The following is a 26,012-nucleotide window of genomic DNA, read 5'->3' as shown; positions in this document are numbered from 1 at the left end:
AACCTTTCGATCCCCGCCGCATCGCCGACGCGGCGGGGGACAACACGACTGACGCCCCTCAACCAGCCTCGCACCGCGTGCGAGGCTAGGGGCCTCTTCTTAGACAGTCAAAGTGCGGTAGCCGCTCTTGGGCGAGATGACGCCGGTCTCGTCCAGCAACTGGGCGATCTGCACGGCGTTCAGGGCCGCGCCCTTGCGCAGGTTATCCGACACCACCCAGAACGACAGGCCGTTCTCGACCGTCGGATCCTTGCGGATACGCGACACATAGACGGCGTGCTCGCCCGCGGCGTCGACCGGGGTGATGTAGCCGTCATGCTCCTGCTTATCGACGACCAGGATCCCGGGCGCCTCGCGCAGGATTTCGCGCGCCTCGTCCGGTTCGATCGAGCGGTCGAACTCGACCGTCACGGCTTCGGAGTGGCCGACGAAGACCGGCACGCGCACGCAGGTGACGGTCAGCTTGATCGACGGGTCGAGCATCTTGTGCGTCTCGTCCCACATCTTGGCTTCCTCGTCGGTGTAGCCGTCGTCGCGGAACGAACCGATGTAGGGAATGACGTTGAAGGCGATCTGCTTGGGGAACTTCTTCGGCGTGGCGTCGCCCAGGCCGTAGATGGCCTTGGTCTGGTTCCACAGCTCGTCCATGCCTTCCTTCCCGGCGCCCGAGACGGACTGATAGGTCGAGACGACGACGCGCTTGATCTTGGCCGCGTCATGCAGCGGCTTCAGCGCCACCACCAGCTGAGCGGTCGAGCAGTTGGGATTGGCGACGATGTTCTTCTTGGTCGCCAGCTTGGCGTCGTCCGGGTTCACCTCCGGCACGATCAGCGGCACGTCCGGATCTTGACGGAAGGCCGAGGAGTTGTCGATGACGATGGGACCGGCCTTGCCGATCTTCTCGGACCAGGCGCGCGAGACGTCGCCGCCGGCGCTCATCAGCACCAGGTCGACGCTCGAGAAGTCGAACTGCTCGATGTCCTGGCATTTGATGGTCTTGTCGCCGAAGGAGACCTCGACGCCTTTGGATTTTCGGGAGGCGATCGCGTGCATCTGTTCAACGGGGAAGTTCTCTTCCTCGAGAATGGTCAGGATTTCCCGACCGACATTGCCGGTGGCGCCTACGACGGCGACGCGATAGCCCATGATGAAATCATCCTTTGTTCGGGGGCGTTTGGGAGAAACGCTTCTGCATTTGGGTCTTTCGCAGTCGCGAAGCAACCAGAATCCTCCAATTCGTCGCCCGAATCCGCGAGCGCCTTCCCCCGGCCCCATCCGATGGCTATCTGCTGGCCATGACCTCCCGTATCCGCAACGCTTACGACATCCGCGTGGAAGAGGGCGTGATCACGCCCGAACCGGCCCAGGCCGCCCTGATCGGCGCGCTGGAGCGGCTGGAGACCGACCTGTCGAAGAAGGGGCTGTTCGGCGCCCTGCCCGAGGTCAGGGGCATCTACATCTGGGGCCCGCCGGGACGCGGCAAGTCCATGCTGATGGACCTCTTCTATTCCTCGACGCCTGAGCAGAAGAAGGTCCGCGCTCACTTCCACGCCTTCATGGCGCGCATCCATGACCTGGTGAAACAGTGGCGCGACGGCACGCCGCGCAGCCGCAAGGACGTGTTCGGAACCAGCAAGGGCGACGACCCCATTCCGCCGATCGCGGCCCTGATCGCCTCCGAGGCGCGCCTGCTGTGCTTCGACGAACTGCAGGTGACGGACATCGCCGACGCCATGATCCTGGGCCGGCTGTTCGAGGCCCTGTTCGAGAAGAAGGTGGTGCTGGCCGTCACCTCGAACCGCGCGCCCGAAGACCTCTACAAGAACGGCATCAACCGCCAGCTCTTCCTGCCCTTCATCGACATCATCCGCCAGCGCTGCGACGTGGTCGAGACGGCGGGCGCCCGCGACTTCCGCCTGGACCGCATGGCCGGGGCCAAGGTCTGGTTCTCGCCGTTGGACGCCGAGGCGCGGCAAGGCTTCGAGACCCTGTGGTCCGACCTCAAGGGCGGCGAGCCGGAAGAACCCATCGCCCTGCCGGTGCTGGGCCGCGAGGTGAAGCTGGAGCGCACGGTCGGCGGCATGGCGCGCGCGACCTTCAACGAGTTGTGCGGCCGCCCCTTGGGGCCGCAGGACTATCTGGCCGTCGCCCGGCGCTTCCACACCCTGTTCCTGGCCGACGTGCCCCTGCTCAGCCCGGCCAACCATCATGAGGCGCGCCGCCTGGTGACGCTGGTGGATGCGCTCTATGAGGCCAAGACCCGCCTGGTCGTCCTGGCGCAGGCCGCGCCCGAGGCCCTCTACACCGAAGGCGTCGGCGCCTTCGAGTTCGAACGGACGGTGTCGCGCTTCAACGAGATGCAGAGCGAGACCTGGCTGGAGCAGCGCCAGGAAGCCGAGGCGGCCTGAGCCTCCCCTCCTGTCCGCCGGGATGAGCGGTTTTCAGGGATGGCGCACTAAAAAGGGCCGCATCCGAAGACGCGGCCCCCTTCCATATCAAACGTCTAAGCGCTCAAGCAGCGAGCCGCGCGATAGCGCCCTTAAGCCAAGGAAGGCTCAATGTCCTTACAGGCCTGGATCAGGCCCTGGACCGAGGCGACCGACTTGGCGAACATCGCCTTTTCGTCGTCGTTGGTGGTGAACTCGATGACCTTTTCGACGCCCGCGGCGCCGATCAGGGCCGGGACGCCGACGTAGAGGTCCGACAGGCCGTATTCGCCCGACAGCCACACGGCGCACGGCAGGACGCGCTTCTGATCCAGCAGGTAGGACTTGGCCATGGCGATGGCGGATTCAGCCGGGGCGTAGAAGGCCGAGCCGGTCTTCAGCAGGGCCACGATCTCGCCGCCGCCCTTGCGGGTGCGCTCGACGATGGCGTCCAGGTCGGCTTGGCTCAGGAAGCCAGCGGCGACGGCGTCCGGCAACGGCAGGCCGCCGACCGTCGAGTGGCGCACCATCGGCACCATGTCGTCGCCGTGACCGCCCAGGGTCCAGGCGTGGATGTCCTGCACCGAAACGCCCGTCTTTTCAGCCAGGAAGTAGGCGAAGCGGGCCGAGTCCAGCACGCCGGCCATGCCGATGACCTTCTCCTTGGGCAGACCAGAGAACTTCTGCAGGGCCCAGACCATGGCGTCGAGCGGGTTGGTGATGCAGATGACGAAGGCGTTGGGGGCGTGCTGCTTGATGCCCTCGCCGACGGCCTTCATCACTTTCAGATTGATGCCGATCAGGTCGTCGCGGCTCATGCCCGGCTTGCGCGGCACGCCGGCGGTGACGATGCAGACATCGGCGCCCGCGATGTCGGCGTAGTCGTTGGCGCCCTTCAGGGCCACGTCCTGACCGAAGACGGCCGAGGCTTCGGCGATGTCCAGAGCCTTGCCCTGGGGGGTGCCTTCGGCGATGTCGAACAGGATGACGTCGCCCAGCGCTTCGCGCGCGGCCACGTGGGCCAGGGTTCCGCCGATCATTCCGGCGCCGATAAGGGCGATCTTCGCGCGAGCCATTCAGGTCTCTCCAGTCGATATTGCGTGTGCGAAACGGTAGTCGCTGGAACGGCGGTCTAGACCTGTCGGCGGGTCGCGGCAAGCGTTCCGCGTTGCGCCTTTCGTCGGGGCCTGCGAGGCTGCGGCCATGGCCAAACCCACGGACGCTCCCCTGATGACGGACGCCGCCTATGAGGCGCGCGCCCTGGCCGACGCCCTAGCCTGGCGCGACCGCCAGCTGAAACGGCCCGGCCTGTGGGACAAGACCACCCGCGCGACCCAGGACCGCATCAACCGCGTCATTCCCGAGCGCGTGCACGAGATCGTGACCGGCGCCGTCCAGCAGATGACGCGGGGACTGCTGGCCGGGTCGGAGTGGACCACCGCCCGCCCCTTGACCGAAGGCGCCCTGCAGGAGCGCGAAGCCAGGGTCCGCGCCCGCGTCGAGCTGTATCGCACCACCGCCAGCGTCGAGGGCGGGGTGGCGGGCGCCGGGGGCTTCCTGATGGCGGCGGCGGACTTTCCCGCCCTGATGGCGATCAAGGTCAAGATGCTGTTCGAGATCGCCGCCCTCTACGGCTATTCCGGGCGCGACTTGAAGGAGCGGGTGATCGTCCTGCGCATCTTCCAGCTGGCCTTCTCCAGCGCCCGGCATCGCCCCGAGGCCCTGGCCGCGCTGGAGGCCGCCATGCGCGCCCCGCATGATCCCGACGCCCTGAAGACCTTCGACTGGCGCAAGTTCCAGCTGGAGTATCGCGACTACATCGACGTGGCCAAGCTGGCCCAGCTGCTGCCCCTGGTCGGCGCGCCGATCGGGGCCGTGGTCAACTGGCGCATGACCCAGCGTCTGGCCGAGACGGCGATGAACGCCTATCGCCTGCGTCTTCTCGCCGATCAGGACGCCGCATGAGCTTCGCCGCCGACCCCGCCTTCGAGGCCGCCTCCGTCTTCGCCGCCGACTGGCCCCTGTGCCAGGTGCGGCTTCAGGACGACGGCCGCTTTCCCTGGCTGATCCTCCTGCCGCGCGTCCCCGGCGCGGTCGAGCTGGAAGACCTGACGCCCGAGCAGCGCGCCCTTCTGAGCGAGGAGATCGTCCGCGCCGGCGCCCTGGTGCGTGAACTGGGCGCCCTGCGCGGCGTCGCTGTCGACAAGCTGAACGTCGCCGCCCTGGGCAATGTCACGGCCCAGCTTCACGTCCATGTGGTCGGCCGCCGCCGCGACGACCCCCTGTGGCCCGATCCGGTCTGGGGGCGTCCGGGGGCGGTTCCTTGCACAACCGAAACGCGCGATGCGGCCCTGGCGCACGTCGCTTCCTTCTGATCCGAGGCTTGGGGACCGACTTTCGTTCGGAATCGCCCCCCTTCGTTGACACCCCCCCGTCTGCGTCACTAAAGCCTGTTGCACTGCAATCCGGCCCTGAATTTCCACGGGTTTTTTGAGAATCATTCGCATGTCGAACACTCCCCCGGCTGCGGGCGAAACTGGCGACCGGACGGGCCGCTACGTCCGTCACCCCAACGGGCACGTCGCACCGATGTCGCCCTTCACCGATATCTGGCGCTGGCACATGACCATGGTCGCGTCGATCCTGTTCCGCGTCACCATCGGCACGGCCAGCGTGGGCGTCGTCCTGCTGCTGGGCTGGGTCGCGATCGTCGCCTGCGGCCCGGACGCCTTCGCCTCGCTCGCCGCCTTCTCGGGCTCGCCGTTCGGTCTGTTCATCTGGTTCGGCCTGACGTGGGTGCTGTTCTCCTTCCTGCTGAACGGTGCGCGCCACCTGATCAACGACGCCGGCAAGGGGCTGGACCTCACGTCCGCCAACCTGATGGCCCAGATCGCCGTCTGGGGTCCGATCGTCCTGGCCGTCCTGTTCTGGGTCGTGCTGTTCGCTACCGGAAAGGTTTCGCTGTGAGCGCCGCGCCCAAGTTCAAGAACAATGTGAAAATCTCCGAGCGCCACGGCGCCGGGGAATGGAAGCTCGAAAAGCTGGCTCTGCTGGCCCTGATGCCGCTGGGCCTGTGGGCTCTGTCGACCGGCTTCACCCTGGCCGGCGCCGACTACGGCGCGGTCATCGCCTGGTTCGGCAGCCCCCTGAACGCCGGGCTGCTGGCCGTGACGGCGGTGGTCTTCTGCCTGTTCGCCAGCCTGGCCTGGAAGGTGATCCTCGAGGACTACGTCCCCGCTTCCTCCCGCTCGGCCCTGATCCTGGTGTCGAACCTGGTCTTCCTCGTGCTGGCGGCCGCCAGCGTCTTCTTCATCGTGCGTCTGGCGCTGGGCTCGGCCCCGCTGCCGGCCGGAGTCTGATCCCGCCATGGCTGCATACGAGCTTATCGATCACGAATACGACGTCGTCGTAGTCGGCGCCGGGGGCTCCGGCCTGCGCGCCGCCCTCGGCGCCGCCCAGCAGGGCCTGAAGGTCGCCTGCGTCACCAAGGTCTTCCCGACCCGCTCGCACACCGTGGCGGCCCAGGGCGGCATCTCCGCCTCGCTCGGCAACATGGGCGAGGACTCCTGGCAGTGGCACATGTACGACACCGTCAAGGGGTCGGACTGGCTGGGCGACCAGGACGCCATCGAATATCTGGTCCGCAACGCGCCGCAGGCCGTTTACGAGCTGGAACACTGGGGCGTGCCCTTCAGCCGCACCGATGAAGGCAAGATCTATCAGCGCGCCTTCGGCGGCATGACCCGCAACTTCGGCGAAGGCCCGGTGCAGCGCACCTGCGCCGCCGCCGACCGCACCGGCCATGCCATCCTGCACACCCTGTACGGCCAGTCGGTCCGTCGCGAGGTGAAGTTCTTCATCGAGTATTTCGCGCTGGACCTGATCATGCAGGACGGCGCCTGCACCGGCGTCACCGCGCTGCAGCTCGACACCGGCCAGTTGCACCAGTTCCGCGCCAAGATGGTGGTGCTGGCGACCGGCGGCTACGGCCGCGCCTATTTCTCGGCCACCTCGGCCCACACCTGCACCGGCGACGGCAACGCCATGGTGCTGCGCGCCGGCCTGCCGCTGCAGGACATGGAGTTCGTGCAGTTCCACCCGACCGGCATCTACGGCGCAGGCTGTCTGATCACCGAGGGCGCCCGCGGTGAAGGCGGCTATCTGACCAACTCCGAAGGCGAGCGCTTCATGGAGCGCTATGCGCCGACCGTGAAGGATCTGGCCCCGCGCGACATGGTTTCGCGCTCCATGACCATCGAGATTCGCGAAGGCCGCGGCGTGGGTCCGAACAAGGACCACATCTTCCTGCACCTGGATCACCTGGATCCCAAGATCCTGCACGCGCGCCTGCCGGGCATCTCGGAATCGGCCAAGATCTTCGCCGGCGTCGATGTGACCAAGGAGCCGATCCCGGTCCTGCCGACCGTCCACTACAACATGGGCGGCATCCCGACGAACTATCACGGCGAGGTGCTGACGCTGCGCGACGGCAACCCCGACAGCGTGGTTCCGGGCCTGATGGCCGTGGGCGAGGCCGCCTGCGTCTCGGTGCACGGCGCCAACCGTCTGGGCTCAAACTCCCTGACCGACCTGGTGGTGTTCGGCCGCGCCGTCGGCCTGCGCTGCGGCGAGGTCGTGGACAAGGCCTCGGCCGTGCCGTCGGCCTCCAAGGCCCAGACCGACGCGCACCTGGCGCGCCTGGATCGCTTCCGCAACGCCTCGGGCTCGACCCCCACGGCGCACCTGCGTCTGGAGATGCAGCGCGCCATGCAGGCCGACGCCGCCGTCTTCCGCACCGGCAAGACCCTGGACGAAGGCGTCCAGAAGCTGCGCTCGATCGACGCCGCCGGCTCGGACATCAAGACCACGGACCGCGGCCTGATCTGGAACACGGACCTGGTGGAGACGCTGGAGTACGACAACCTGATCGCCCAGGCCGTCGTCACCATCGAAGGCGCGGCCAACCGCACGGAATCGCGCGGCGCCCACGCCCGCGAGGACTATCCGGACCGCGACGACGTCAACTGGATGAAGCACACCCTGGCGTGGAAGCGTCCGGGCGAAGGCGTCCAGATCGACTACCGTCCTGTGCACAAATACACGATGACCGACGAGGTCTCGTACATCGAGCCCAAGGCTCGGGTTTACTAAGGGGGATCGCAGATGGTTCAGCTCAACCTCCCGCGCGGCTCCAAGCCCACGACCGGCAAGGTCCACAAGGCTCCGGCCGGCGCCAAGAACGTCAAGACCTACAAGGTCTATCGCTACGACCCGGAGACGGACGCCGATCCGCGCTGGGACTCCTACGAGGTCTCGACCGACGATCACGGCCCCATGCTGCTGGACGCCCTGATCCACATCAAGAACGAGATCGACCCGACCCTGTCGTTCCGTCGCTCGTGCCGTGAAGGCATCTGCGGCTCGTGCTCGATGAACATCGACGGCCGCAACACCCTGGCCTGCACCAAGGGCTGGGACGAGTGCTCGTCGCACAACATCACCATCGCCCCCCTGCCCCACCAGCCGGTGGTCAAGGATCTGGTGACGGACCTGTCGCTGTTCTACGCCCAGTACGACTCGATCCAGCCCTACCTCCAGTCGGACACGCCCGACCCGGAGAAGGAGCGTCTGCAGTCGCCGGAAGACCGTGAAAAGCTGGACGGCCTGTACGAGTGCATCCTGTGCGCCTGCTGCTCGACCTCGTGCCCGAGCTACTGGTGGAACCAGGAGGAATACCTCGGCCCGGCGGCCCTGCTGCAGTCCTACCGCTGGATCTCGGACAGCCGCGACGACGCCACCCAGAAGCGTCTCGACGACCTGGAAGACCCGTTCAAGCTGTATCGCTGCCACACGATCATGAACTGCGCCCAGGTCTGCCCCAAGGGGCTGAACCCGGCCAAGGCGATCGCCGAGACCAAGAAGCTGATGGTTTCGCCGTCCCGCAAGAAGACGGCCGCCTGATCCAGCCGGTCCGAACGAAAAGAAAAGCCCCCGGCGCCGCCTGGTTCCGGGGGTTTTCCTTGGCCGGCGCGTAGCAAGGCTTGCCAACCCCGCATCCAGAGTTAAGACCGCTTCCATGCCCAAGATCACCTACATCGAGCACGACGGAACCGAGCACACGGTCGAGGTCAAGAAAGGCCTGTCCGTGATGGAGGGCGCGATCCGCAACAATGTGCCGGGTATCGACGCCGACTGCGGCGGGGCCTGCGCCTGCGCCACCTGCCATGTCTATGTCGACGAGAATTTCGCCGCCGAGACGGGCCGCCCCTCGGCCATGGAAGAGTCCATGCTGGACTTCGCCGAGAACGTCGAGCCGAACAGCCGCCTGTCCTGCCAGATCCGCGTCACCGACGACCTGGACGGCCTGATCGTGCGCCTGCCGGAAAGCCAGCACTGAGATGATCGACGCCCGGCTGCTGGACGCGGTCGGGTCTCTGGCCGCCCTCCATGCCCGGCCGGACCACATTCCTCTGATCGGGATCGCCGGAGCGCAAGGCTCCGGCAAGACCACCCTGGCCCGCGCGGCGGCCCAACGCTCGGGGGCCGCGCACCTGTCGCTGGACGACGTCTATCTGACCAGGGCCGAGCGCCAGGCCCTGGCCCGCGAGGTCCATCCCCTGTTCGCCGTGCGCGGCCCGCCGGGGACGCATGATCTGGCGCTGCTGGAGCGAACCCTGGCCGCCCTGCGCGCCGCCGGCGCCGACAGCCGCACGCCGCTTCCCGCCTTCGACAAGCTGGCCGATGATCGCGCGCCCAGAACGGACTGGCCTGTGTTTGCGGGCCGCCCGTCGGCGGTGTTGGTCGACGGCTGGTGCCTGGGCGCGACGCCGCAGGCCGAGGCTGACCTCGCCGCGCCGGTCAACGCCCTGGAGGCCGAACGGGACAGGCAGGGGATCTGGCGACGCGCCTCCAACGCCGCCCTGACCGGTCCCTACGCCGAAGTCTTCGCCCGCTTCGACGCGGTGCTGTTCCTCAAGGCGCCGTCCTTCGACGCCGTGCTGGACTGGCGCTGCGAGCAGGAGGCGAGGCTGATGGATCTGCCGCCCGCCGATCTTCCGCCCGCCCGGCGCGCCGAACTGGCCGTCTTCATCCAGCATTTCGAGCGGATCACCCGCCATATGCTGGCCGGGGGGATACAAGCCGACATGACTTTTGCTCTGAACCGCAGCCGACGCCTCCTCGCAACCTGAAGGCTCAGTCCCGCATCGTCCGGAGCGCGCCCAGGCGAGCGAAGGCCAGGGTCAGGGCCTTGCGGCGCGCGGGCGCCAGGGGGGTGACGGGCGCGTCGCGCACCACCGCCCCGCCGAAGCCATCGGCCACGATCAGGCCCGGCTCGTCCGGCAATACGCCCTGCGGAAACTCCGGCGCGACAGCGAAGTAGAAGGCGTCGCAGAAGGGACCGTACTCCTGCCATTTGCGGTCGACGCGATAGTCGTCGACGCCCGACTTCACCTCGCAGATGACGATGTCGCCCTTGGGCCCCAGGGCCATGACATCGGCGCGCCGTCCATTGGGCAGGCAGACCTCCAGCAGGGGCGCATAGCCCATGTCCAGCATCAGCCGCGCCGCGCCCCGCGTGACGGACAGGGTCGTCTCCGGGCGGCTGAAGACCAGTTCGAGGTGAAGCGCGGCGGCGGCCATGCGCCTTTATGTTCCGCCTATGTTCCTACCGCAAGCGCTGCCGGTTCACGCGCCACTGCTCGCGCGTCTGGCCCCACAGATTGACCGCGTGCTCATGGAAGGGCGGCGGCATGACGCCCGGCCCGCGATTGGTCGAGCCGAGCCGTTCGGCCACCTTCTCCGACGCCCGGTTGTCGGGGTCGATGCAGTGGATGACGTCCGGCCAGTCCAGCACGTCGCAGGCGTAGTCCATCGTCGCCGCAGCGGCCTCCATCGCATAGCCCTTGCCCGTGGCGTCGCGGTGCAGACTCCAGCCCACCTCGCGGCCCGGCCAGCCATAGGGATGCAGCGGCCCGATGCGCCCCATCCACAGGCCGGTCGTCTTCTCGATCAGCGAGAACATGCCCTCGCCGTGCAGCGCCCACATGCCCGCGACCGAGGCGATGCCGCGCCACACCTCATGCCGGGACTGCACCCCGCCGATGAAGCGCGTCGTCTCGGGGTCGCTCATGAAGTCGGCCCAGCGCGGAAAATCCTCCAGCGTCGGCGGGCGCAGAAACAGGCGTTCGGTCTCCAGCGTGGGACCGAGGGGCGATGTCGGGCGGTCGATCACAACAGATACTCGCGTTCCAGGGTGTAGACGCTGCCGTCCCCGGTCAGGACGCTGGAGTAAAGCCCGAAGCGATCCACCCGGATCGGCGGCGACTTCAGCAGATTGTGCCCGGTGATCCAGGCGCCGATGCGATCGGGATTCGCCTGGGGCTTTAGATAGGCCAGGGTGACGTGCGGCCGGTATTCACGTTTTTCCGGCGGAACGCCTGCCCGCTCGCCCGCCGACCGGCAGCGCCCGGCCAGGACGTTCAGCCGCTCGGACCGCTCCAGCCCGGCCCACAGGGTATGGCTGCGATGGGCGTCGCCGAAGGCGCCGACGCCGTTCAGGGTGATCTCGAACGCCCCGCCGCCCTCGGCGCGGGTCAGCTCCGAGGCCAGATCGTCGGCCGTGCGCTCGGACGCCTCGCCATAGAAGGCCAGGGTGACATGCAGGGCGTCCAGCGGCCGCCAGCGCGCGCCGGGCAGGCCGGATTGACGCCGCGCCAGGGTCTCGGCGACGTCCTCGGGAATGGCGATGGCGGTGAACAGGCGCAACATGCGACCCTTGGTAGCGGGCGGAACCGGCGGCCGGAAGTCCGGTTTTTCTTGCAAGGATGCGTCTGCATCCCGATATTTCAGCCAAAGGTCGGGACATTCCCGGCCGAATGGGAGACTTCTTTCGCGATGAGCGATTTCAACAACGGCTATGCGCGCCCGCTTCCGCAGTCGGCGGACATGTCCGTCGACGCCGGTCTGCGCACCTTCATGCTGGGCGTTTACAACAAGCTGGCGATCGGTCTGGTCGTCGCGGGCGCCCTGGCCTACGTCACCGGCAACGTTCCGGCGGTGCAGCAGCTGCTGTTCGCACGCATGCCGGACGGCCGCATCGGCCTGACGATGCTGGGCATGATCGTCCAGTTCTCGCCGCTGGTCATGTTGTTCGGCTCGATGTTCTTCATGAAGAACCCGACCGCCAAGGGCGTGAACATGCTCTACTGGGCCGTGGTCGCCACCATCGGCGCGGGCCTGGGCGTGCTGTTCCTGCGCTACACCAACGGCTCGCTGGCCTCGACCTTCTTCGTCACCGCCGCGGCCTTCGCGGGTCTGAGCCTGGTCGGCTACACGACCAAGAAGGATCTGACCGGCATGGGCACCTTCCTGATCATGGGCGTGATCGGTCTGGTCATCGCCTCGATCGTGAACATCTTCATGCAGTCGGGCGTGATGTACCTGATCATCTCGGGCGCCGGCGTGCTGATCTTCTCGGGCCTGATCGCCTATGACACCCAGCGCCTGAAGATGACCTACTACGCCCTGGGCGGCGACAAGAACGCGATGGGCGTGGCGACGGGCTTCGGCGCGCTGAGCCTGTTCATCAACTTCATCAACCTGTTCCAGTTCCTGCTGGCCTTCATGGGCAGCCGCGAATAGGGGCTTTCCAAGTGCGCTATGGCCGTGACGCGGTCACGGCCGACTTGAGCGCAGGCCTCAAGCAGCCCGAAGGGCGATAGGCCAAAAAAGAATGAGGCCCCGGCAGCAACGCCGGGGCCTTTTTCTTAGCTGCGTTCACGTTGAGGGTTGGCGACTGCCTAGCTCCGCTCATCCCGGCGGACGCCGGGATGAGCGGGAATGAAAGGGCGCTCTCTACTCCACCACCGTGAACTTGCGACTGTCGAAGACGCGCAGCACCTGGGCCAGGTCGCGGCCGCGCTTCAGCACATGGCCGCCCTCGCCGATCACGGCCCACTGGCCCTGCTTCAGGCGCAGGGCCGGACGCTTCTCGATGCGATAGAGCGGCGCGTCGCCGTGGCGGCGGAAGACGGCGAACTCGGCATGGTCCTTCTGGCCGGCCAGGGCGTAGTCGCGCCATTCGCCCGCCGCCACCATCCGCCCATAGACCCGCAGCATCTGGTCCAGTTCGCGGCGGTCGAAGAAGACCGGCCCCGCCTCCGGTTGCGCATTCGGACTGTCGACGTCGAAGCTCATGGCTTCAACTTAGGCCGCTCGCCGCGAAACGCCAGCGGCGGATCACGGGTCGGATCAGGGCCGGATCAGGGCCTGAACGCTTGTCACCCGCCGCGCGCCCGTCCAAAAGGCGGAACAAGTTCTAGATACGGAGACGAACCCATGGCGACGAGCGAAGGCTGGGACATGCCCACCGGAGACCTCATGAAGGGCAAGAAGGGCCTGATCATGGGGGTCGCGAACTCCAGCTCCATCGCCTGGGGCATCGCCTCGCAGCTGGCCGCCCAGGGCGCCGAGTTGGCCTTCACCTACCTGGGCGAAGGTCTTGAGCGCCGCGTGCGCCCGCTGGCCGAAAGCGTCGGCGCCAAGCTGCTGATCCAGGCCGACGTCACCGACGACGCCTCCATGGACGCCGCCTTCGCCGAGCTGGAGAAGGAATTCGGCACGATCGACTTCGTCGTCCACTCGGTGGCCTTCGCCAACAAGGACGAGCTGAAGGGCTCCTTCGTCGACAACACCACCCGCGACAGCTTCCTGCTGGCCATGAACATCTCGGCCTTCAGCTTCGTCGACGTGGCCAAGCGTTCGGCCAGGCTGATGCCGAACGGCGGCTCGATGATCACCCTGACCTATCTGGGGTCCGAACGGGTCATTCCGAACTACAACACCATGGGCGTGGCCAAGGCCGCGCTGGAAGCCGCGACCCGCTACATCGCGCGCGACCTGGGTCCGAAGAACATCCGCGTCAACGCCATTTCGGCGGGCGCCATGCGCACCCTGTCGCTGGCGGGCATTTCGGGCGGGCGCGGCCTGCACTCCAAATCGGCCCAGTTCTCGCTGATCAAGGAAGAGACCTCGATGGAAGGCGTCGCCGGCGCCGCCCTGTGGCTGTGCTCGGACCTGGGCCGCTCGACCACGGGCGAGGTCGTCCACGTCGACGCCGGCTTCCACGCCGTCGGCCTGCCGGACGACATGGAAGGCTGAACCCGACCGGGTTTGGGACAGACAGAGGGCCGCCGGGCGAACCGGCGGCCCTTTTTGCATCTCCCCCACTACCCGCTCATCCCGGCGTCCGCCGGGATGAGCGGGTAGGGACAGGTTTCCTCTTCCGACGCACCGCCGCCCGGCCTAGCTTGAGCGCATGAGTTCCATACGCCTGCCCCCGCCCGCCAGTTTCTCGGCCGCCGCCGTGGCGACCGTCGTCGGTTTCGGCGGCACGGTCGCCCTGGTGGTGCAGGCCGGACAGGCCATGGGCGCGGCGCCGGCCCAGATCATCTCCATGGTCACCGCCCTGTGTCTGGGCATCGGCCTGCCCGGCGCGGTGCTGAGCTGGCGGTTGAAGATGCCGGTCGTCCTGGCCTGGTCGACGCCGGGCGCGGCCCTGCTGGCCGCCTCGACGCTCGGCCTCGGCTGGTCGACGGCCGTGGGCGCCTTCGTCATCGCCGGGCTGATGATGGTGCTGACCGGACTGGTTCCGACGCTGGGGCGGCTGGCCGAGCGTATTCCGGCCGCCGTGGCCTCAGCCATGCTGGCGGGGGTGCTGCTGCCCTTCTGCCTCAGGCTGTTCCTGGTCTTCCCGACCGATCTGATGCTGGCGGCAGGCCTGCTGCTGGTCTTTCTGGTCATGCGTCAACTGGCGCCCGCCTGGTCCCTGCCCGCCGTTCTGGTCGCCGCCTTCGCCGTGCTGACGCTACGCGGTCAGGTCGCCCTGCCCGAGGGGACAGGCCTGTTCGGCGCCCTGTCGCCGGTCATGCCCGCCTTCGACTGGAAGGCGGCGGTCAGTCTGGCCCTGCCGCTCTATCTGGTGACGCTGGCGTCGCAGAACCTGCCCGGTCTGGTGGTGCTGCGGGCCGCCGGCTACGCCCCGCCCGCGGGAAAGCTGATCTTCTGGGGCGGGCTGACCAGCACGCTTCTGGCGCCGTTCGGGGCGCACGGGGTCAATCTGGCCGCCATCACCGCCGCCATCTGCACCGAACCCGACGCCCACCCGGACGCCGCCAAACGCTGGACCGTGGGAGTGATCTACGGCCTGTTCTACCTGGTCGTCGCCCTGTTCGCCGCGCCGCTGGCGGGCCTGTTCATCGCCATGCCGACGGGGGCGCTGGCCGCCATCACCGGCCTGGCCCTGATCGCGCCCCTGACCGGATCGCTGGGGGCCATGATGGGCGAGGCCAAGGATCGCGAGGCGGCCGTCCTGACCTTCGCCGCCACGGCGTCGGGCGTGGCCCTGTTCGGGGTCGGCTCGGCCTTCTGGGGCCTGGCGGTCGGCTTCCTGGCTCTGGCGGCGCGGCGCTGGATTCCCGCGCGCGGCTGAGCGTCTCACGGCCTTTTACATTTCACGCCCTTTACGCCTTGAGCGGGGCCGTGGCAGCTTCCTCGCCTCGGCCGACTGGCGGCCGTCAGAGCGAGGCGATCATGGCGCACAAGTTCGAAGTCTATCAGGACAAGGCCGGCGAGTTCCGCGTCCGGTTCAAATACAACTCGGAAATCATCTTCTCGACCGAAGGCTATTCCGACAAGTCGGGCGCCAAGCGCGCCATCGAGTCGATCAAGAAATACGTCGGCGACGCCCCGACCGAAGAAGTCTGAGACTGCGCGGGGGCGCGGCGCACCGCCCGCCCCCGCAACCTCGCCTTACGGCTGCGCCGGGACGTTCAAGCCCCGCTGCACGGCCGGACGGGCCAGCCCGCGCCCCAGCCAGGCGGCCACGCGCGGAAAATCCGCATAGCCGACCAGTTCGCCCGCCCCATAGTGTTCGACCAGGTTGCGCACCCAGCCCAGGATGGCGATGTCGGCGATGGTGTAGTCGTCGCCCATGATCCAGGTTCGGCCCTCCAGACGCCCCTCCAGCACGCCCAGCAGACGCCGCGATTCCGCGACGTAGCGATCGCGCGGCCGCTTGTCCTCGAATTCTCGACCCGCGTATTTGTGGAAGAAGCCAACCTGGCCGAACATCGGACCGATGGCCGCCATCTGGAAGAAGACCCACTGCAGGGTCTCATAGCGCGCCGCCGGATCGGTCGGCAGGAAACGCCCTGTCTTCTCCGCCAGATAGACCAGGATGGCGCCGGACTCGAACAGGGCCAGCGGCTTCCCACCCGGCCCGTCGGGATCGATGATGGCGGGGATCTTGCCGTTGGGGTTCAGCGACAGGAATTCCGGCGTCCAGGTCTCATTGTTGAGGATATCGACCAGGTGCGCCTCATAGGGCAGGCCCAGCTCCTCCAGCAGGATGGAGACCTTCACCCCATTGGGCGTCGCCAGCGAATAGAGCTGCAGCCGGTCGGGATGTTGCGGCGGAAACGGACGGGTGACGGGAAAGGCGGACAGATCGGCCATGGGGCGCTCCAGGTCGGGTTGAGCCCCTAATGTCGGGAGCCCCAGCCAAACCGCAACCGCTTCGGCGTCAGTCTTCGTCGCGATCGCTGACTTCGGTCGGACGGACGATGCGCAGCCAGCCCTCATTGATGTGCAGTTCCGGCGCCGCCTCGCGGGTGAAGGGCAGATACCAGGTCGGGCCGCCCTCGGCCGGGGTGATCTCCAGCATGTCGTCGGCGCCGAAGTTCTGGACCGACTTCACCTTGCCCAGCACCACATCGGCCGGATCGCGGCCCTCCAGCCCGACCAGGTCGGTCAGGTAGAACTCGTCTTCATCAGGCTCTGGCAGGGCGTCGCGGGTGACGAACAGCTTCTGGCCGCGCCGGACGTCGGCCTCTTCCTTCGTCGCGATCTCCTTGACCTTGGCCACCACGCCCGCCTTGTCCGGCCGCGCCGAGAGCAGGGTCAGCACCGGCTTGCCGTCGGCGCCCAGCAGCGGCGAATAGCCGACCAGGGCCATGGCGTCGGCGGTATAGGCGCTGATCCGCACCTCGCCCTTCACCCCAAAGGCGCCGCCGATCTGGCCGACCAGGATCAGTCTGTCTTCGCTGCTCATGGCCGAGCTCCGTTTGCCGATGCGATGGGTCCAGATAGCAGAAAAGCAGCGCCCCGGAAGGACGCTGCTTTCCCGTTTCAACCGGCCGGGGCCGGATGAAGAGATAAGGCTCAGGCCTGCTCTTCGGTCGCCTCAGCGGCGACTTCAGCCGCAGGGGCTTCTTCAGCCGGCGCTTCTTCCACGGCCGGAGCGGCGGCGGCGGCGGCGGCTTCAGCGGCCTCGGCCTTGGCGGCGGCTTCGGCTTCCAGGCGGTCGGCTTCGCGCTGGGCGCGCTCAGCGGCGCGTTCCTGGGCCTTCTTGCCCGGCTCGCCCTTCTTCGGGTTGTTGCTCTGGGTCCACTTGACCTTGCCGACCAGAACTTCGTCCTGGCTCTGGCTGATGAAGCGGGCGACGCGGTCGGTCGGCTGAGCGCCCTTGGCCAGCCATTCCGAGATGCGGTCAGCCTTCAGGACGATGCGCGGGGTGGCGCTGTCCTTCGGCAGCATCGGGTTGTAGCTGCCGACGCGCTCGATGAACTTGCCGTCGCGCGGGCTGTGCGAGTCGGCGATGACGATGTGGTAGTAGGGGCGCTTCTTGGCGCCGCCGCGGGCCAGACGAATCTTCAGCATTTTCAGTCTCTTTCTAGAAAGGCGTTAGTTCTTTTTGGGGAAGCCCGGCAGACCCGGAAGGCCCCCCGGAAGTTGTCCGCCGCCCAGACCCGCCAGGCGGTCCTGAATGGCTTTCATTTCATCGGCCGAGGGTTCCGGCATCTTGCCGCCGCCCAGGGCCTTCAGGCGGTTCATGTCCGGACCGCCGCCGCCCATGCCGGGCAGGCCGCCCATCATGGAGGCCATCTTCTGCAGGTTCTTGCCGCCGCCCTTGGACAACGACTTGACCATGTCGGCCATCTGTCGGTGCTGCTTCAGCAGGCGATTGATGTCCTGAACCTCGACCCCGGCGCCCTTGGCGACACGTTTCTTGCGGCTGGCGTTCAGCAGGTCCGGCTTCTTGCGCTCGGCCTTGGTCATGGAGCTGATGACGGCCAGCTGGCGGTCGATCATCTTGTCCGAGACGTTGTTCTCGGCCATCTGGTTCTTCAGCTTGGCCACGCCGGGCAGCAGGCCCATGATGCCCTGAAGACCGCCCATCTTCTTCATCTGGTTCAGCTGGCCCGCCAGATCGTCCAGATCGAACTGGCCCTTGGCCAGCTTGCGGGCCATCTTCTCGGCCTTGGCCTGATCCAGCTCGCCCGCGGCCTTCTCGACCAGGGCGACGATGTCGCCCTGACCCAGGATGCGGCCGGCGACGCGGCGGGCGTCGAAGACGTCCAGCGCATCGACCTTTTCGCCCGCGCCCAGATATTTGATCGGCAGGCCGGTGACGGCGCGCATCGACAGCATGGCGCCGCCGCGCCCGTCGCCGTCGGCGCGGGTCAGCACCAAACCAGTCAGCGGCAGACGCTCGTGGAAGGCGGCGGCCGTGCGCACCGCGTCTTGACCCGTCAGGCTGTCGGCGACCAGCAGGGTCTCGACCGGCTTGGCGATCTCGGCGACCTCGGCCACCTCATTCATCAGCCCTTCGTCCAGGGTGATGCGGCCGGCGGTGTCGAGGATCAGGACGTCAAAGCCCTGCAGCTTGGCCGACTGCAGCGCGCGGCGGGTGATCTGGACCGCGCTCTCGCCCGCCACGATCGGCAGGGTCGCGACCTCGATCTGCTGGCCCAGGGTGGCCAGCTGTTCCATGGCCGCCGGACGCCGCGTGTCCAGCGAGGCCATCATGACCTTCTTCTTGTCGAACTTCGACAGACGCAGGGCCAGCTTGGCCGAGGTCGTCGTCTTGCCCGAGCCCTGCAGACCGGCCATCAGCACGACGGCGGGCGGGGTCGCATTGGTGTTCAGCGGAACCGGCTCTTCGCCGCCCAGCATCTCGACCAGGCCGTCATAGACGATCTTGACCACCTGATCGGCGGGCTTGACCGCGCGGATGACCTCCTCGCCGGTCGCGGCCGTCTTGGCGCGGGCGATGAAGTCCTTGACCACCGGCAGGGCGACGTCGGCCTCGAGCAGGGCGACGCGGACCTCACGCAGGGCCTCCTCGACATCCTTTTCGGACAGGGCGCCGCGACCGGTGATCCGGTCGAAGACGCCTGTCAGCCGCTCGTTCAGAGCCTCGAACATTCAAACCCTTTCATGCGCCTGGGCCTTAAGCCTCCGTGAGAAACGCCCATAGGCGGGCGACCTCTGCGAACGATCACGTCGACAGAGGCCCTCTCCGGGCTCATCCATCCATGAAAGGATGGGGTCGTCCCGGTGGAGGCGCAGGTTCAATTGCGCCGGAAGTCGCGGCTTATGGCGGAAAAGCAAGGCGATGTCGACTCCGTTTCTCGCGACGAAAGGCGACCACACAAAGGGTTTCTGCGTTGCAGCATGGGCTGGCGCGCTCGGATCCCGCTGATACGGTTCCTGTCCGGCCTCCCCGCTGAGAGACGATCCACATGACCCAGACCCCCGAGTTTCCCCATGATCGCCTCCGCGACGAGGTCCGGCTGCTGGGCGCCCTGCTGGGCGAGGTGATCCGCGATGAGGGCGGCCAGGATCTCTACGACCGGATCGAGGCGGTGCGTCAGGCCTCGGTGGCCTATCATCGCGATCCGGGATCGGACGGCGCTTCGGAGCTGGAGCGTCTGCTGGGCGAGCTCTCGCTGGATCAGGCGATCGGCCTGACGCACGGCTTCGCCGCCTTCTCCCTATTGGCCAATGTCGCCGAGGACCGGGCGGGCAAGCGCCGCGCCCAGGCCCAGGCCGAGGCTGGCGAACGAGCCGACACCCCCGAGGGCGTGCTCAAGCGTCTGGCCGGAGCGGGCGTCGACCAGGACGCCGTGCGCGACCTGCTGGCGCAGGCCCTGATCTCGCCGGTGCTGACCGCCCACCCGTCCGAGGTGCGGCGCAAGAGCGTCATCGACCGCACCACGGCGGTCGGCGAGCTGCTGGACGGCTGCGACCGCGACGGGATCGCCTGCGACGCCGAAACCCTGAAGGCGGCCCTGCGCCGTCAGATCGTCATCCTGTGGGCCACGCGGCTGACCCGCGCCTCGGCCCTGGTGGTGCAGGACGAGATCGACACCGTGGTCGACTGGCTGCAACGCATCTTCCTGCACGTCGCCCCGGCCCAGCTGGCCGAGTGGCGTCGCCTGCTGGACGCGCCGGACCTGACGCCCTTCGTGCGCATCGGCTCCTGGGTCGGCGGCGACCGCGACGGCAACCCCAATGTCGATGCCGACACCCTGCGCGCCGCCGTCCGCAGCCAGGCCCGCGCGGCGCTGGGCTTCTATCTGGACGAGGTGCACGCCTTGGGCGCCGAACTCAGCCTGTCCATCGACCTGACCCGCGTCACGCCCGAACTGGCCGCCCTGGCGCAAGGGTCGGGCGACGCCTCCATCCAGCGCGCGGACGAGCCCTATCGCCGGGGGCTCAGCCAGATCTACGCCCGCCTGTCGGCCGCCTACCCCGTCCTGACCGGCGAGCCGACGCCCCGTCCGGCCCGGTTTAAGGCTCCGCCCTACGACGCACCCGACGCCTTCCGCGCCGACCTGAACGTGCTGCACGACAGTCTGGTGCTGACCCACGGCGCCGTCTTCGCCGACGACAGGCTGGCGCGGCTGATCACGGCGGCGGACGTGTTCGGCTTCCACATGGCGACGCTGGACCTGCGCCAGAACTCCGACGTGCATCAGCGCGTGGTCGCCGACCTGCTGAAGGTCGCGGGCGTCTGCCCCGACTACGCCGCCCTGGACGAAGCCGAACGCCTGTCCGTGCTGGCGCACGAACTGGCCAGCCCCAGGCCCCTCTTCTCGCCCTATGCCGACTATGCGCCCGAGACGCTGAAGGAGCGCGCCATCCTTCAGGCCGCCGCCGAGGCCCTTTCAACCTTCGGTCCCCAAGCGATCCGCACCCACATCGTGTCCAAGACCGACGCCGCCTCGGACATGCTGGAGGTCTATCTGCTGCTCAAGGAGGTCGGCCTCTACGACCCGGCCGACCCGGGCGCCTGCCCCATTCAGGCCGCCCCCCTGTTCGAGACCATCGACGATCTGCGCGCCGCCCGCGCCACGCTGGAGCGCGTCCTGGCCGAACCCTCGGCTCGCGCCGTGGCCGAGGCGCGCGGGGTGCAGGAGGTGATGATCGGCTATTCGGACTCCAACAAGGACGGCTCCTACCTGACCTCGGGGTGGGAGCTGCACGAGGCCTCGCGCGCCCTGCTGGACGTCACCCGCGCGGCGGGGGTCCGGCTGCAACTCTTCCACGGCCGAGGCGGCGCCGTCGGGCGCGGCGGCGGTTCCGCCTTCTCGGCCGTGCTGGGCCAGCCCGCCGGCACCGTCGCGGGCCGCATCCGCGTCACCGAACAGGGCGAGGTCATCGCCAACAAATACGGCGAACCGGAAGTCGCCCAGCGCAACCTCGACGCCCTGACCTGCGGAACCCTGCTGGCCTCGTTGGGGCCGCAGTCCGACGCGGACTACAGCGCCGAGCACGGGGCCACGGCCGCGCGCCTGTCCGCCGCCTCGATGAAGGCCTATCGCGCCCTCGTCTATGAGACGCCGGGCTTCGTCGACTATTTCCGCGCCGCCACCCCCATCGCCGAGATCGCCGACCTGAAGATCGGTTCGCGCCCGGCCAGCCGCACCGCCTCCCCCACCATCGAAGATCTGCGCGCCATTCCCTGGGTGTTCAGCTGGTCGCAGTCGCGGGTCATGCTGCCCGGCTGGTTCGGCTTCGGCTCGGCGGTTCAGGGCGAAGACCCGGCCGAACTGCGCGCCATGGCCGAGGCCTGGCCCTTCTTCCGCACCGTGGTCCAGAACATGGAGATGGTGATGGCCAAGGCCGACATGGCCATCGCGCGCCGCTACGCCGGACTGGTCCCCGACGCCGCCCTGGCCGAACGGATCTATGACGCCATCCGCGCCGAGTGGGACCGCACCGTCGCGGCCGTCCTGTCGATCACCGGCCAACAGACTCTATTGGGCGGCCAGCCCGAACTGGATCGGCTGATCCGCCAACGCATGCCCTATGTCGAGCCGCTGAACCATGTGCAGATCGAGCTGATCCGCCGACGTCGCGCAGGCGACGACGACCCACGCGTCAGCAACGGCATCCTGCTCGCCATCAACGGCGTGGCGGCGGGTCTCAGGAACAGCGGCTGATCACAGCCACCGGGTCCGCTTGAAGGTGACGTACAGGCCGATGCAGATGGCGACGATCAAGGCCAGCACCGCCGGATAGCCATAGGTCCAGCGCAGCTCGGGCATGTAGTCGAAATTCATGCCGTAGATGCCCGCCACAGCCGTCGGCGTCGCCAGGATGGCGGCCCAGGCGGCCAGCTTGCGGGTGATGACGCCCTGGCGCTGCTGCTCCAGCAGGTTAGACACCTCGAACACCGAGGCCAGGATGTCGCGCAGACCCGCCGCCCGGCTGGCGACGCGACGCACATGGTCGGCCACGTCGCGGAAGTAAGGGCGGACCTCGCGGTCGATGCAGGGCAGGTCCAGCGACTGCAGCTTGACGCAGACCTCCTCCATCGGCCCCAGCACTCGGCTGAACTTGAGCAGTTCGCGGCGCAGCTGGAACAGGCGGGTGATGTCGGCGCGCGACAGGAAGCTGTCGAGGGCGACCTGCTCCATCTCCAGCACCTTGTCCTCGATGGCGTCGATGATGGGGATGTAGCCGTCGACGATGAAGTCCAGCACTCCGTGCAGGATGAAGTCCGGGCCGTGCTTCAACTGGTGCGGCGAGGCCTCCAGCTGGGCGCGCAGCTGGGTGTGGGCGCGCGCCGAGCCGTGACGGATGGTGATGACGTAGTTGGGGCCAACGAAGACGTGGGTTTCACCGTACAAGATGCGATCGCCCTTGGCCTGGGCCGTGCGGGCGACGATGAAGAGCTCGGAGCCATAGACCTCAAGCTTGGGGATCTGGTGCGCCGTCAGGGCGTCCTCGACCGCCAGGGGGTGCAGGTGGAAACGGCGGACCAGGACGTCGAACTCATCGTCCGTCGGCTCATGCAGACCGATCCACAGGTATTCGCCCTTGGCCAGGGCCAGGCCCTGATCCGTCAGCGGCGCCTCGCGCACCCGCTTGCCGTCCTTGTAGACGTAGGAAGCGACGACGCTCATGGGCGCTCCTTCAACTGAATGGCCAAGGCTTACGCCACCCCGGCCGAAATAGAAAAGGCCCGGCGGATTTCTCCGCCAGGCCCCTTCAACTTTGTTAGCCAACGGCCTCAAGTAGGCCGAAGGCCGATAGGCCACTCAAAATGAGCGGTAGGCCCCCTCTTAAGAAGTCGGGAAGCCGCGCACCTTCAGCAGGGCCGCCACGTCCGGGTTGCGGCCGCGGAACTGGCGATAGGCGTCGCCGCGGTCCGTGGTGTTGCCCGGCGCCAGGATGATCGACTTGAAGCGGCCGCCGATGTCCGGGTTGAAGACGTCGCCCGACTCCTCGAAGTAGGCCCAGGTGTCGGCGTCCATCACTTCCGACCACAGGTAGGAGTAGTAGCCGGCCGAATAGGCATCCGAGGTGAACAGGTGATTGAACTGCGGCAGGCGGTGCCGCATCACGATCTCCTTGGGCATGCCCAGACGGCCCAGCGAGGCCTTTTCGAAGGCGTCAATGTCGGTCGGCGGCGTCGCCTGGGTGTGCAGGTCCATGTCGACCAGGGCCGAGGACAGGTAGCTGACCGTGGCGTAACCCTGGTTGAAGGTCGAGGAGGCCTCGATCTTGTCCACCAGCGCCTGCGGCATCGGCTGCTTGGTCTCGACGTGCTTCATGTAGCCGTCGAGGATCGGGCGGCTCAGCACCCAGTGCTCGTGCACCTGCGACGGATATTCCACGAAGTCGCGCGGCGTGTTGCCGAACGACGGATAGGTCACCACCGACGAGAAGTAGTGCAGGGCGTGGCCGAACTCGTGGAACAGGGTCTCGGCGTCGTCCAGCGAGATCAGCAGCGGCTGACCGTCCGGCGCCTTGACGAAGTTGTTGTTGTTCGAGGCCAGGATCGGCTTCGAACCCGTCAGCTTCGAGAACGAGCGATAGGTGGTCATCCAGGCGCCCGAACGCTTGCCCGGACGGGCGAAGTCGTCGGCGTAGTAGAGGCCGATCAGCTTGCCGGTGGCCTTGTCGGTGACCTCATAGGTGGTCACGTCCGGCTCGAAGGTCGAGACGGCGCCCTTGGGCAGTGGCTTGAAGACGAAGCCGTACAGGCGCTCGGCCATGTAGAAGGAGGCCGCGCGCACGGCGTGCAGTTCGAAGTAGGGCTTCAGCTCGTTCTGATCGAGGTCGTACTTCGCCTTACGCACCTTCTCGGCGTAGTAGAGGTAGTCCCACGGCTCGATGTCGTGACCGGCGATCGCCTTCATGTCGGCGACTTCCTCGACGACGCGGGCCTTGGCCGGGGCCCAGACGCGCTGCATCAGGTCCATCGCCGCGGCCGGGGTCTTGGCCATGGTGTCCTGCATGCGCCATTCGGCGTGGTTGCCGAAGCCCAGCAGGCGGGCGCGCTGCTGACGCAGGGCGACGATGCGGGCGATGGTCGACTTGGTGTCGTTGGCGTCGCCGTTGTCGCCGCGCTTGGCGAACTTGGTCCAGACCTGCTGACGCAGGGCGCGATCGTCGGCGAAGGTCAGGAAGGGATCGACGCTGGAGCGGGTGTTGACGATGACCCAGCCCTGGACGTTGCGCGTGCGCGCAGCCGCGGCGGCGGCGGCCTTGTTCGAGTCCGGCAGGCCCTTCAGACCGGCCTCATTGGCGATGACGGTCCAGGTGTTCTCGTCGGCGACCACCTTCTGGCCGAAGCCGGTGAAGGCGTTCGACAGGTCGGTGTTGATGCGGCCCAGCTCGGCCTTGCCGGCGGCGTTCAGGGCGGCGCCGTTGCGCACGAAGGCGTCGCGGCTGCGTTCGGCCAGACGCTTCTGCTGGGCGTTCAGGCCCGCCGCGTCGGCGCCGTCCGCCACGGCCTTGATGCGGGCGAACAGCTTCTCGTTGAAGGTGATCTCGTCCGAGGCGGCCGACAGGATCGGCGACAGCTCGGTCTCCAGCACGTCCCACTGCTCGCCGCCGATGTTCGAGGTCATGACGCTGAACACGTTCATGGCGCGGTCCAGCGGCTCGCCCGCCATCTCCATCGCCGCCATGGTGTTGGCGAAGGTCGGGGCTTCGGCGTTGTTCGCGATCGCGGCGATGTCGGCGCGTTGCAGTTCGATGCCTTCCAGGATGGCTTCGCGCATCTTGGGCGCCGTCACCTTGTCCCACGGCGGCACGCCCTCATAGGGGCCTGTCCACGGCTGCAACAGCTCGGCGCGCGGCGCGGCGGCCGGCAGGACGGCGCGGGCGATGCGGGCCTCATCGGCGGTCGTCAGGGCGGCGACGGCGCCGCTCACGGCGTTCTCCACGGCCCCGGCCGAGGCGCAGCCCGACAGGGCGAAGAGGCTCGCGCCCCCGATGAGAAGATGACGTCTGTGCATCCGGTTCTCCCAACCGTTTGTTGTTCTGACGCGGCCGCCTGTCCGGATGACGGAGCCGTCGCATGCAGTCGATGTAATCCTAACCATTGGACGGCGAAACCCCGTGGGTCTAAAGGCCGCTCATGGCGATAGGCGTTTTCGACTCCGGCGTGGGGGGCCTGACGGTCCACCGCGAACTCACGACCCGCTTTCCGACGCGGGACTTCATCTATCTGGGCGATCAGGCCCACGCACCCTATGGCGGGCGCAACGGCGAGGATATCGTCGAACTGACGCGCGCCGGGTGCGAGCGCCTGTTCGAGGCGGGCGCCTCCGTGGTCGTGCTGGCCTGCAACACGGCCTCGGCCATCGCCCTGCGTCGCCTGCAGCAGACCTGGATTCCGGGGATGCGCGAAAAGCTGGGCCGCCCGGTCAACGTCCTGGGCATCATCGTCCCGACCATCGAGGCGGCCACCGGCCTGCCCTGGTCGTTCGAGGCCGAGCGCAACGGACGGCTGGAAGGCGAGAAGAAGCAGGCGATCGACATCACCGGCGTCTTCTGCACCGCCGCCACGGCCATGAGCCGGGTCTATGAGATCGAGATCGACAAGCGCCGCGACGACCTGGCCGTCTTCACCGAGGCCTGCCCCGGTCTGGCCGGTCTGATCGAGCTGGGCGCCCCGCCCGAGGAGCTGAAGGTGGTGGTCGACGACCACGTCGACGCCCTGCGCCGCCGCATCGGCCGCCACCCGGACAAGGCCATCCTGGGCTGCACCCACTATGAGATCGTCGCCGATCTGTTCGCCCAGGCCCTGCCGCCCGGCGTCCAGGTCATCAGCCAGCCCGCCGCCGTGGCCGACTCTCTGGAACGCTATTTCGACCGCCATCCGGAATACGACCTGGGCTCGTCCGCGCGCCGCGACTTCCTGACCACGGGCACGCCCGGCCCGCAGTCGGACCTGGTCGCCCAGTTCTGGGGCGCGCCCCTGACGTTCGATCCGGCCTGAGA

At 67.7% G+C, this 26,012-nt stretch carries 27 protein-coding genes; 15 read left to right on the top strand and 12 right to left on the bottom strand.

Annotated features, from left to right (window positions below; genetic code table 11):
* Window positions 1–99 precede the first annotated feature (99 nt).
* Window positions 100–1,146: an aspartate-semialdehyde dehydrogenase gene (locus AC3A3G_RS09810; RefSeq protein WP_200168222.1), complete on the bottom strand. Its 1,047-nt coding sequence runs from the start codon at window positions 1,144–1,146 to the stop codon at window positions 100–102.
* Window positions 1,147–1,295: 149 nt separating this feature from the next.
* On the opposite strand from AC3A3G_RS09810, the gene zapE reads away from it, so the two are divergent.
* Window positions 1,296–2,408, top strand: coding sequence for a cell division protein ZapE (zapE, locus tag AC3A3G_RS09805; protein WP_487488088.1), 1,113 nt, complete (start codon window positions 1,296–1,298; stop codon window positions 2,406–2,408).
* Window positions 2,409–2,539: 131 nt separating this feature from the next.
* On the opposite strand, the gene mdh is transcribed toward zapE, so the two are convergent.
* Window positions 2,540–3,502 (bottom strand): malate dehydrogenase, encoded by a 963-nt coding sequence (gene mdh / locus AC3A3G_RS09800; protein WP_087141327.1) that lies wholly within the window; start codon window positions 3,500–3,502, stop codon window positions 2,540–2,542.
* A 127-nt stretch (window positions 3,503–3,629) separates the two neighbouring features.
* Between mdh and AC3A3G_RS09795 the strand changes: the two genes are divergently transcribed.
* From AC3A3G_RS09795 to AC3A3G_RS09760, 8 genes are all read left to right on the top strand, one after another.
* Window positions 3,630–4,391, top strand: a complete 762-nt coding sequence (locus AC3A3G_RS09795; RefSeq protein WP_487488087.1) for an EcsC family protein — start codon at window positions 3,630–3,632, stop codon at window positions 4,389–4,391.
* Complete coding sequence (locus AC3A3G_RS09790) at window positions 4,388–4,801, top strand: HIT domain-containing protein (RefSeq protein ID WP_487488086.1); 414 nt, start codon at window positions 4,388–4,390, stop codon at window positions 4,799–4,801. The genes AC3A3G_RS09795 and AC3A3G_RS09790 overlap by 4 nt, the downstream gene beginning before the upstream one ends.
* Before the next feature lie 130 nt (window positions 4,802–4,931).
* Window positions 4,932–5,393 carry a succinate dehydrogenase, cytochrome b556 subunit gene (gene sdhC, locus AC3A3G_RS09785; protein WP_487488085.1) on the top strand — a complete coding sequence of 154 codons (462 nt, stop codon included), beginning with the start codon at window positions 4,932–4,934 and terminating at the stop codon, window positions 5,391–5,393.
* Complete coding sequence (locus AC3A3G_RS09780) at window positions 5,390–5,785, top strand: succinate dehydrogenase, hydrophobic membrane anchor protein (protein ID WP_487488084.1); 396 nt, start codon at window positions 5,390–5,392, stop codon at window positions 5,783–5,785. Before sdhC ends, AC3A3G_RS09780 begins: the two co-directional genes overlap by 4 nt.
* A gap of 7 nt (window positions 5,786–5,792) precedes the next feature.
* A complete protein-coding gene (gene sdhA, locus AC3A3G_RS09775; RefSeq protein ID WP_200168219.1) occupies window positions 5,793–7,577 on the top strand; it encodes a succinate dehydrogenase flavoprotein subunit in 1,785 nt (594 codons plus the stop codon).
* 12 nt (window positions 7,578–7,589) lie between these two features.
* Window positions 7,590–8,387 (top strand): succinate dehydrogenase iron-sulfur subunit, encoded by a 798-nt coding sequence (locus tag AC3A3G_RS09770; RefSeq protein WP_125899535.1) that lies wholly within the window; start codon window positions 7,590–7,592, stop codon window positions 8,385–8,387.
* Between the two features lie 115 nt (window positions 8,388–8,502).
* The gene (locus AC3A3G_RS09765; protein ID WP_003166502.1) at window positions 8,503–8,823 is read left to right on the top strand and encodes a 2Fe-2S iron-sulfur cluster-binding protein; all 321 of its coding nucleotides are present in this window, start codon (window positions 8,503–8,505) and stop codon (window positions 8,821–8,823) included.
* 1 nt (window position 8,824) lies between these two features.
* Window positions 8,825–9,616 carry a kinase gene (locus AC3A3G_RS09760; protein WP_487488083.1) on the top strand — a complete coding sequence of 264 codons (792 nt, stop codon included), beginning with the start codon at window positions 8,825–8,827 and terminating at the stop codon, window positions 9,614–9,616.
* A 4-nt stretch (window positions 9,617–9,620) separates the two neighbouring features.
* Here AC3A3G_RS09760 and mmcB read toward each other — a convergent pair whose 3' ends face one another.
* From mmcB to thpR, 3 genes are read right to left on the bottom strand one after another with little or no spacing between them, the layout of a single operon-like run.
* On the bottom strand, window positions 9,621–10,067 hold the full coding sequence (mmcB, locus tag AC3A3G_RS09755; protein WP_487488082.1) for a DNA repair putative endonuclease MmcB: 447 nt from the start codon (window positions 10,065–10,067) through the stop codon (window positions 9,621–9,623).
* A gap of 25 nt (window positions 10,068–10,092) precedes the next feature.
* A complete protein-coding gene (locus AC3A3G_RS09750; RefSeq protein WP_487488081.1) occupies window positions 10,093–10,659 on the bottom strand; it encodes a GNAT family N-acetyltransferase in 567 nt (188 codons plus the stop codon).
* Entirely contained in the window at window positions 10,656–11,195 is a 540-nt protein-coding gene (gene thpR / locus AC3A3G_RS09745) for an RNA 2',3'-cyclic phosphodiesterase (protein ID WP_125899540.1), read from the bottom strand. Before thpR ends, AC3A3G_RS09750 begins: the two co-directional genes overlap by 4 nt.
* A gap of 126 nt (window positions 11,196–11,321) precedes the next feature.
* On the opposite strand from thpR, the gene AC3A3G_RS09740 reads away from it, so the two are divergent.
* Window positions 11,322–12,068, top strand: coding sequence for a Bax inhibitor-1/YccA family protein (locus AC3A3G_RS09740; RefSeq protein ID WP_200168215.1), 747 nt, complete (start codon window positions 11,322–11,324; stop codon window positions 12,066–12,068).
* A 213-nt stretch (window positions 12,069–12,281) separates the two neighbouring features.
* On the opposite strand, the gene AC3A3G_RS09735 is transcribed toward AC3A3G_RS09740, so the two are convergent.
* Window positions 12,282–12,623 (bottom strand): DUF2794 domain-containing protein, encoded by a 342-nt coding sequence (locus AC3A3G_RS09735; protein WP_200168214.1) that lies wholly within the window; start codon window positions 12,621–12,623, stop codon window positions 12,282–12,284.
* A gap of 165 nt (window positions 12,624–12,788) precedes the next feature.
* Between AC3A3G_RS09735 and AC3A3G_RS09730 the strand changes: the two genes are divergently transcribed.
* The 3 genes from AC3A3G_RS09730 (at window position 12,789) to AC3A3G_RS09720 (ending at window position 15,191) form a co-directional block, all read left to right on the top strand.
* The gene (locus tag AC3A3G_RS09730; RefSeq protein WP_162200520.1) at window positions 12,789–13,586 is read left to right on the top strand and encodes an enoyl-ACP reductase FabI; all 798 of its coding nucleotides are present in this window, start codon (window positions 12,789–12,791) and stop codon (window positions 13,584–13,586) included.
* Between the two features lie 157 nt (window positions 13,587–13,743).
* Window positions 13,744–14,916 (top strand): benzoate/H(+) symporter BenE family transporter, encoded by a 1,173-nt coding sequence (locus tag AC3A3G_RS09725; RefSeq protein WP_200168213.1) that lies wholly within the window; start codon window positions 13,744–13,746, stop codon window positions 14,914–14,916.
* 101 nt (window positions 14,917–15,017) lie between these two features.
* Entirely contained in the window at window positions 15,018–15,191 is a 174-nt protein-coding gene (locus tag AC3A3G_RS09720; protein WP_076224443.1) for a YegP family protein, read from the top strand.
* A gap of 45 nt (window positions 15,192–15,236) precedes the next feature.
* Here AC3A3G_RS09720 and AC3A3G_RS09715 read toward each other — a convergent pair whose 3' ends face one another.
* From AC3A3G_RS09715 to ffh, 4 genes are all read right to left on the bottom strand, one after another.
* Window positions 15,237–15,941, bottom strand: a complete 705-nt coding sequence (locus AC3A3G_RS09715) for a glutathione S-transferase N-terminal domain-containing protein (RefSeq protein ID WP_487488080.1) — start codon at window positions 15,939–15,941, stop codon at window positions 15,237–15,239.
* Between the two features lie 67 nt (window positions 15,942–16,008).
* Window positions 16,009–16,536: a ribosome maturation factor RimM gene (rimM, locus tag AC3A3G_RS09710; protein ID WP_487488079.1), complete on the bottom strand. Its 528-nt coding sequence runs from the start codon at window positions 16,534–16,536 to the stop codon at window positions 16,009–16,011.
* A 110-nt stretch (window positions 16,537–16,646) separates the two neighbouring features.
* The gene (rpsP, locus tag AC3A3G_RS09705) at window positions 16,647–17,144 is read right to left on the bottom strand and encodes a 30S ribosomal protein S16 (RefSeq protein ID WP_125899546.1); all 498 of its coding nucleotides are present in this window, start codon (window positions 17,142–17,144) and stop codon (window positions 16,647–16,649) included.
* 24 nt (window positions 17,145–17,168) lie between these two features.
* Window positions 17,169–18,692, bottom strand: coding sequence for a signal recognition particle protein (gene ffh / locus AC3A3G_RS09700; RefSeq protein WP_003166662.1), 1,524 nt, complete (start codon window positions 18,690–18,692; stop codon window positions 17,169–17,171).
* 317 nt (window positions 18,693–19,009) lie between these two features.
* Here ffh and ppc point away from each other — a divergent pair, with 317 nt between their 5' ends.
* The gene (ppc, locus tag AC3A3G_RS09695) at window positions 19,010–21,715 is read left to right on the top strand and encodes a phosphoenolpyruvate carboxylase (protein ID WP_487488078.1); all 2,706 of its coding nucleotides are present in this window, start codon (window positions 19,010–19,012) and stop codon (window positions 21,713–21,715) included.
* Here the strand turns inward: ppc and AC3A3G_RS09690 are convergent, their stop codons facing one another.
* Together AC3A3G_RS09690 and AC3A3G_RS09685 are read right to left on the bottom strand one after the other, a co-directional pair.
* Window positions 21,716–22,681, bottom strand: coding sequence for a magnesium and cobalt transport protein CorA (locus tag AC3A3G_RS09690; RefSeq protein ID WP_200168208.1), 966 nt, complete (start codon window positions 22,679–22,681; stop codon window positions 21,716–21,718). It abuts the gene before it with no gap.
* Between the two features lie 159 nt (window positions 22,682–22,840).
* Window positions 22,841–25,024, bottom strand: coding sequence for a M3 family metallopeptidase (locus AC3A3G_RS09685; protein ID WP_487488077.1), 2,184 nt, complete (start codon window positions 25,022–25,024; stop codon window positions 22,841–22,843).
* Window positions 25,025–25,146: 122 nt separating this feature from the next.
* Between AC3A3G_RS09685 and AC3A3G_RS09680 the strand changes: the two genes are divergently transcribed.
* Window positions 25,147–26,010 (top strand): glutamate racemase, encoded by an 864-nt coding sequence (locus tag AC3A3G_RS09680; RefSeq protein WP_487488076.1) that lies wholly within the window; start codon window positions 25,147–25,149, stop codon window positions 26,008–26,010.
* The last annotated feature ends 2 nt before the right edge of the window (window positions 26,011–26,012 follow it).

The sequence above is a fragment of the Brevundimonas sp. Soil_N_31 genome, from assembly GCF_057655995.1.
This window is presented reverse-complemented; position numbering and strand designations above follow the sequence as displayed.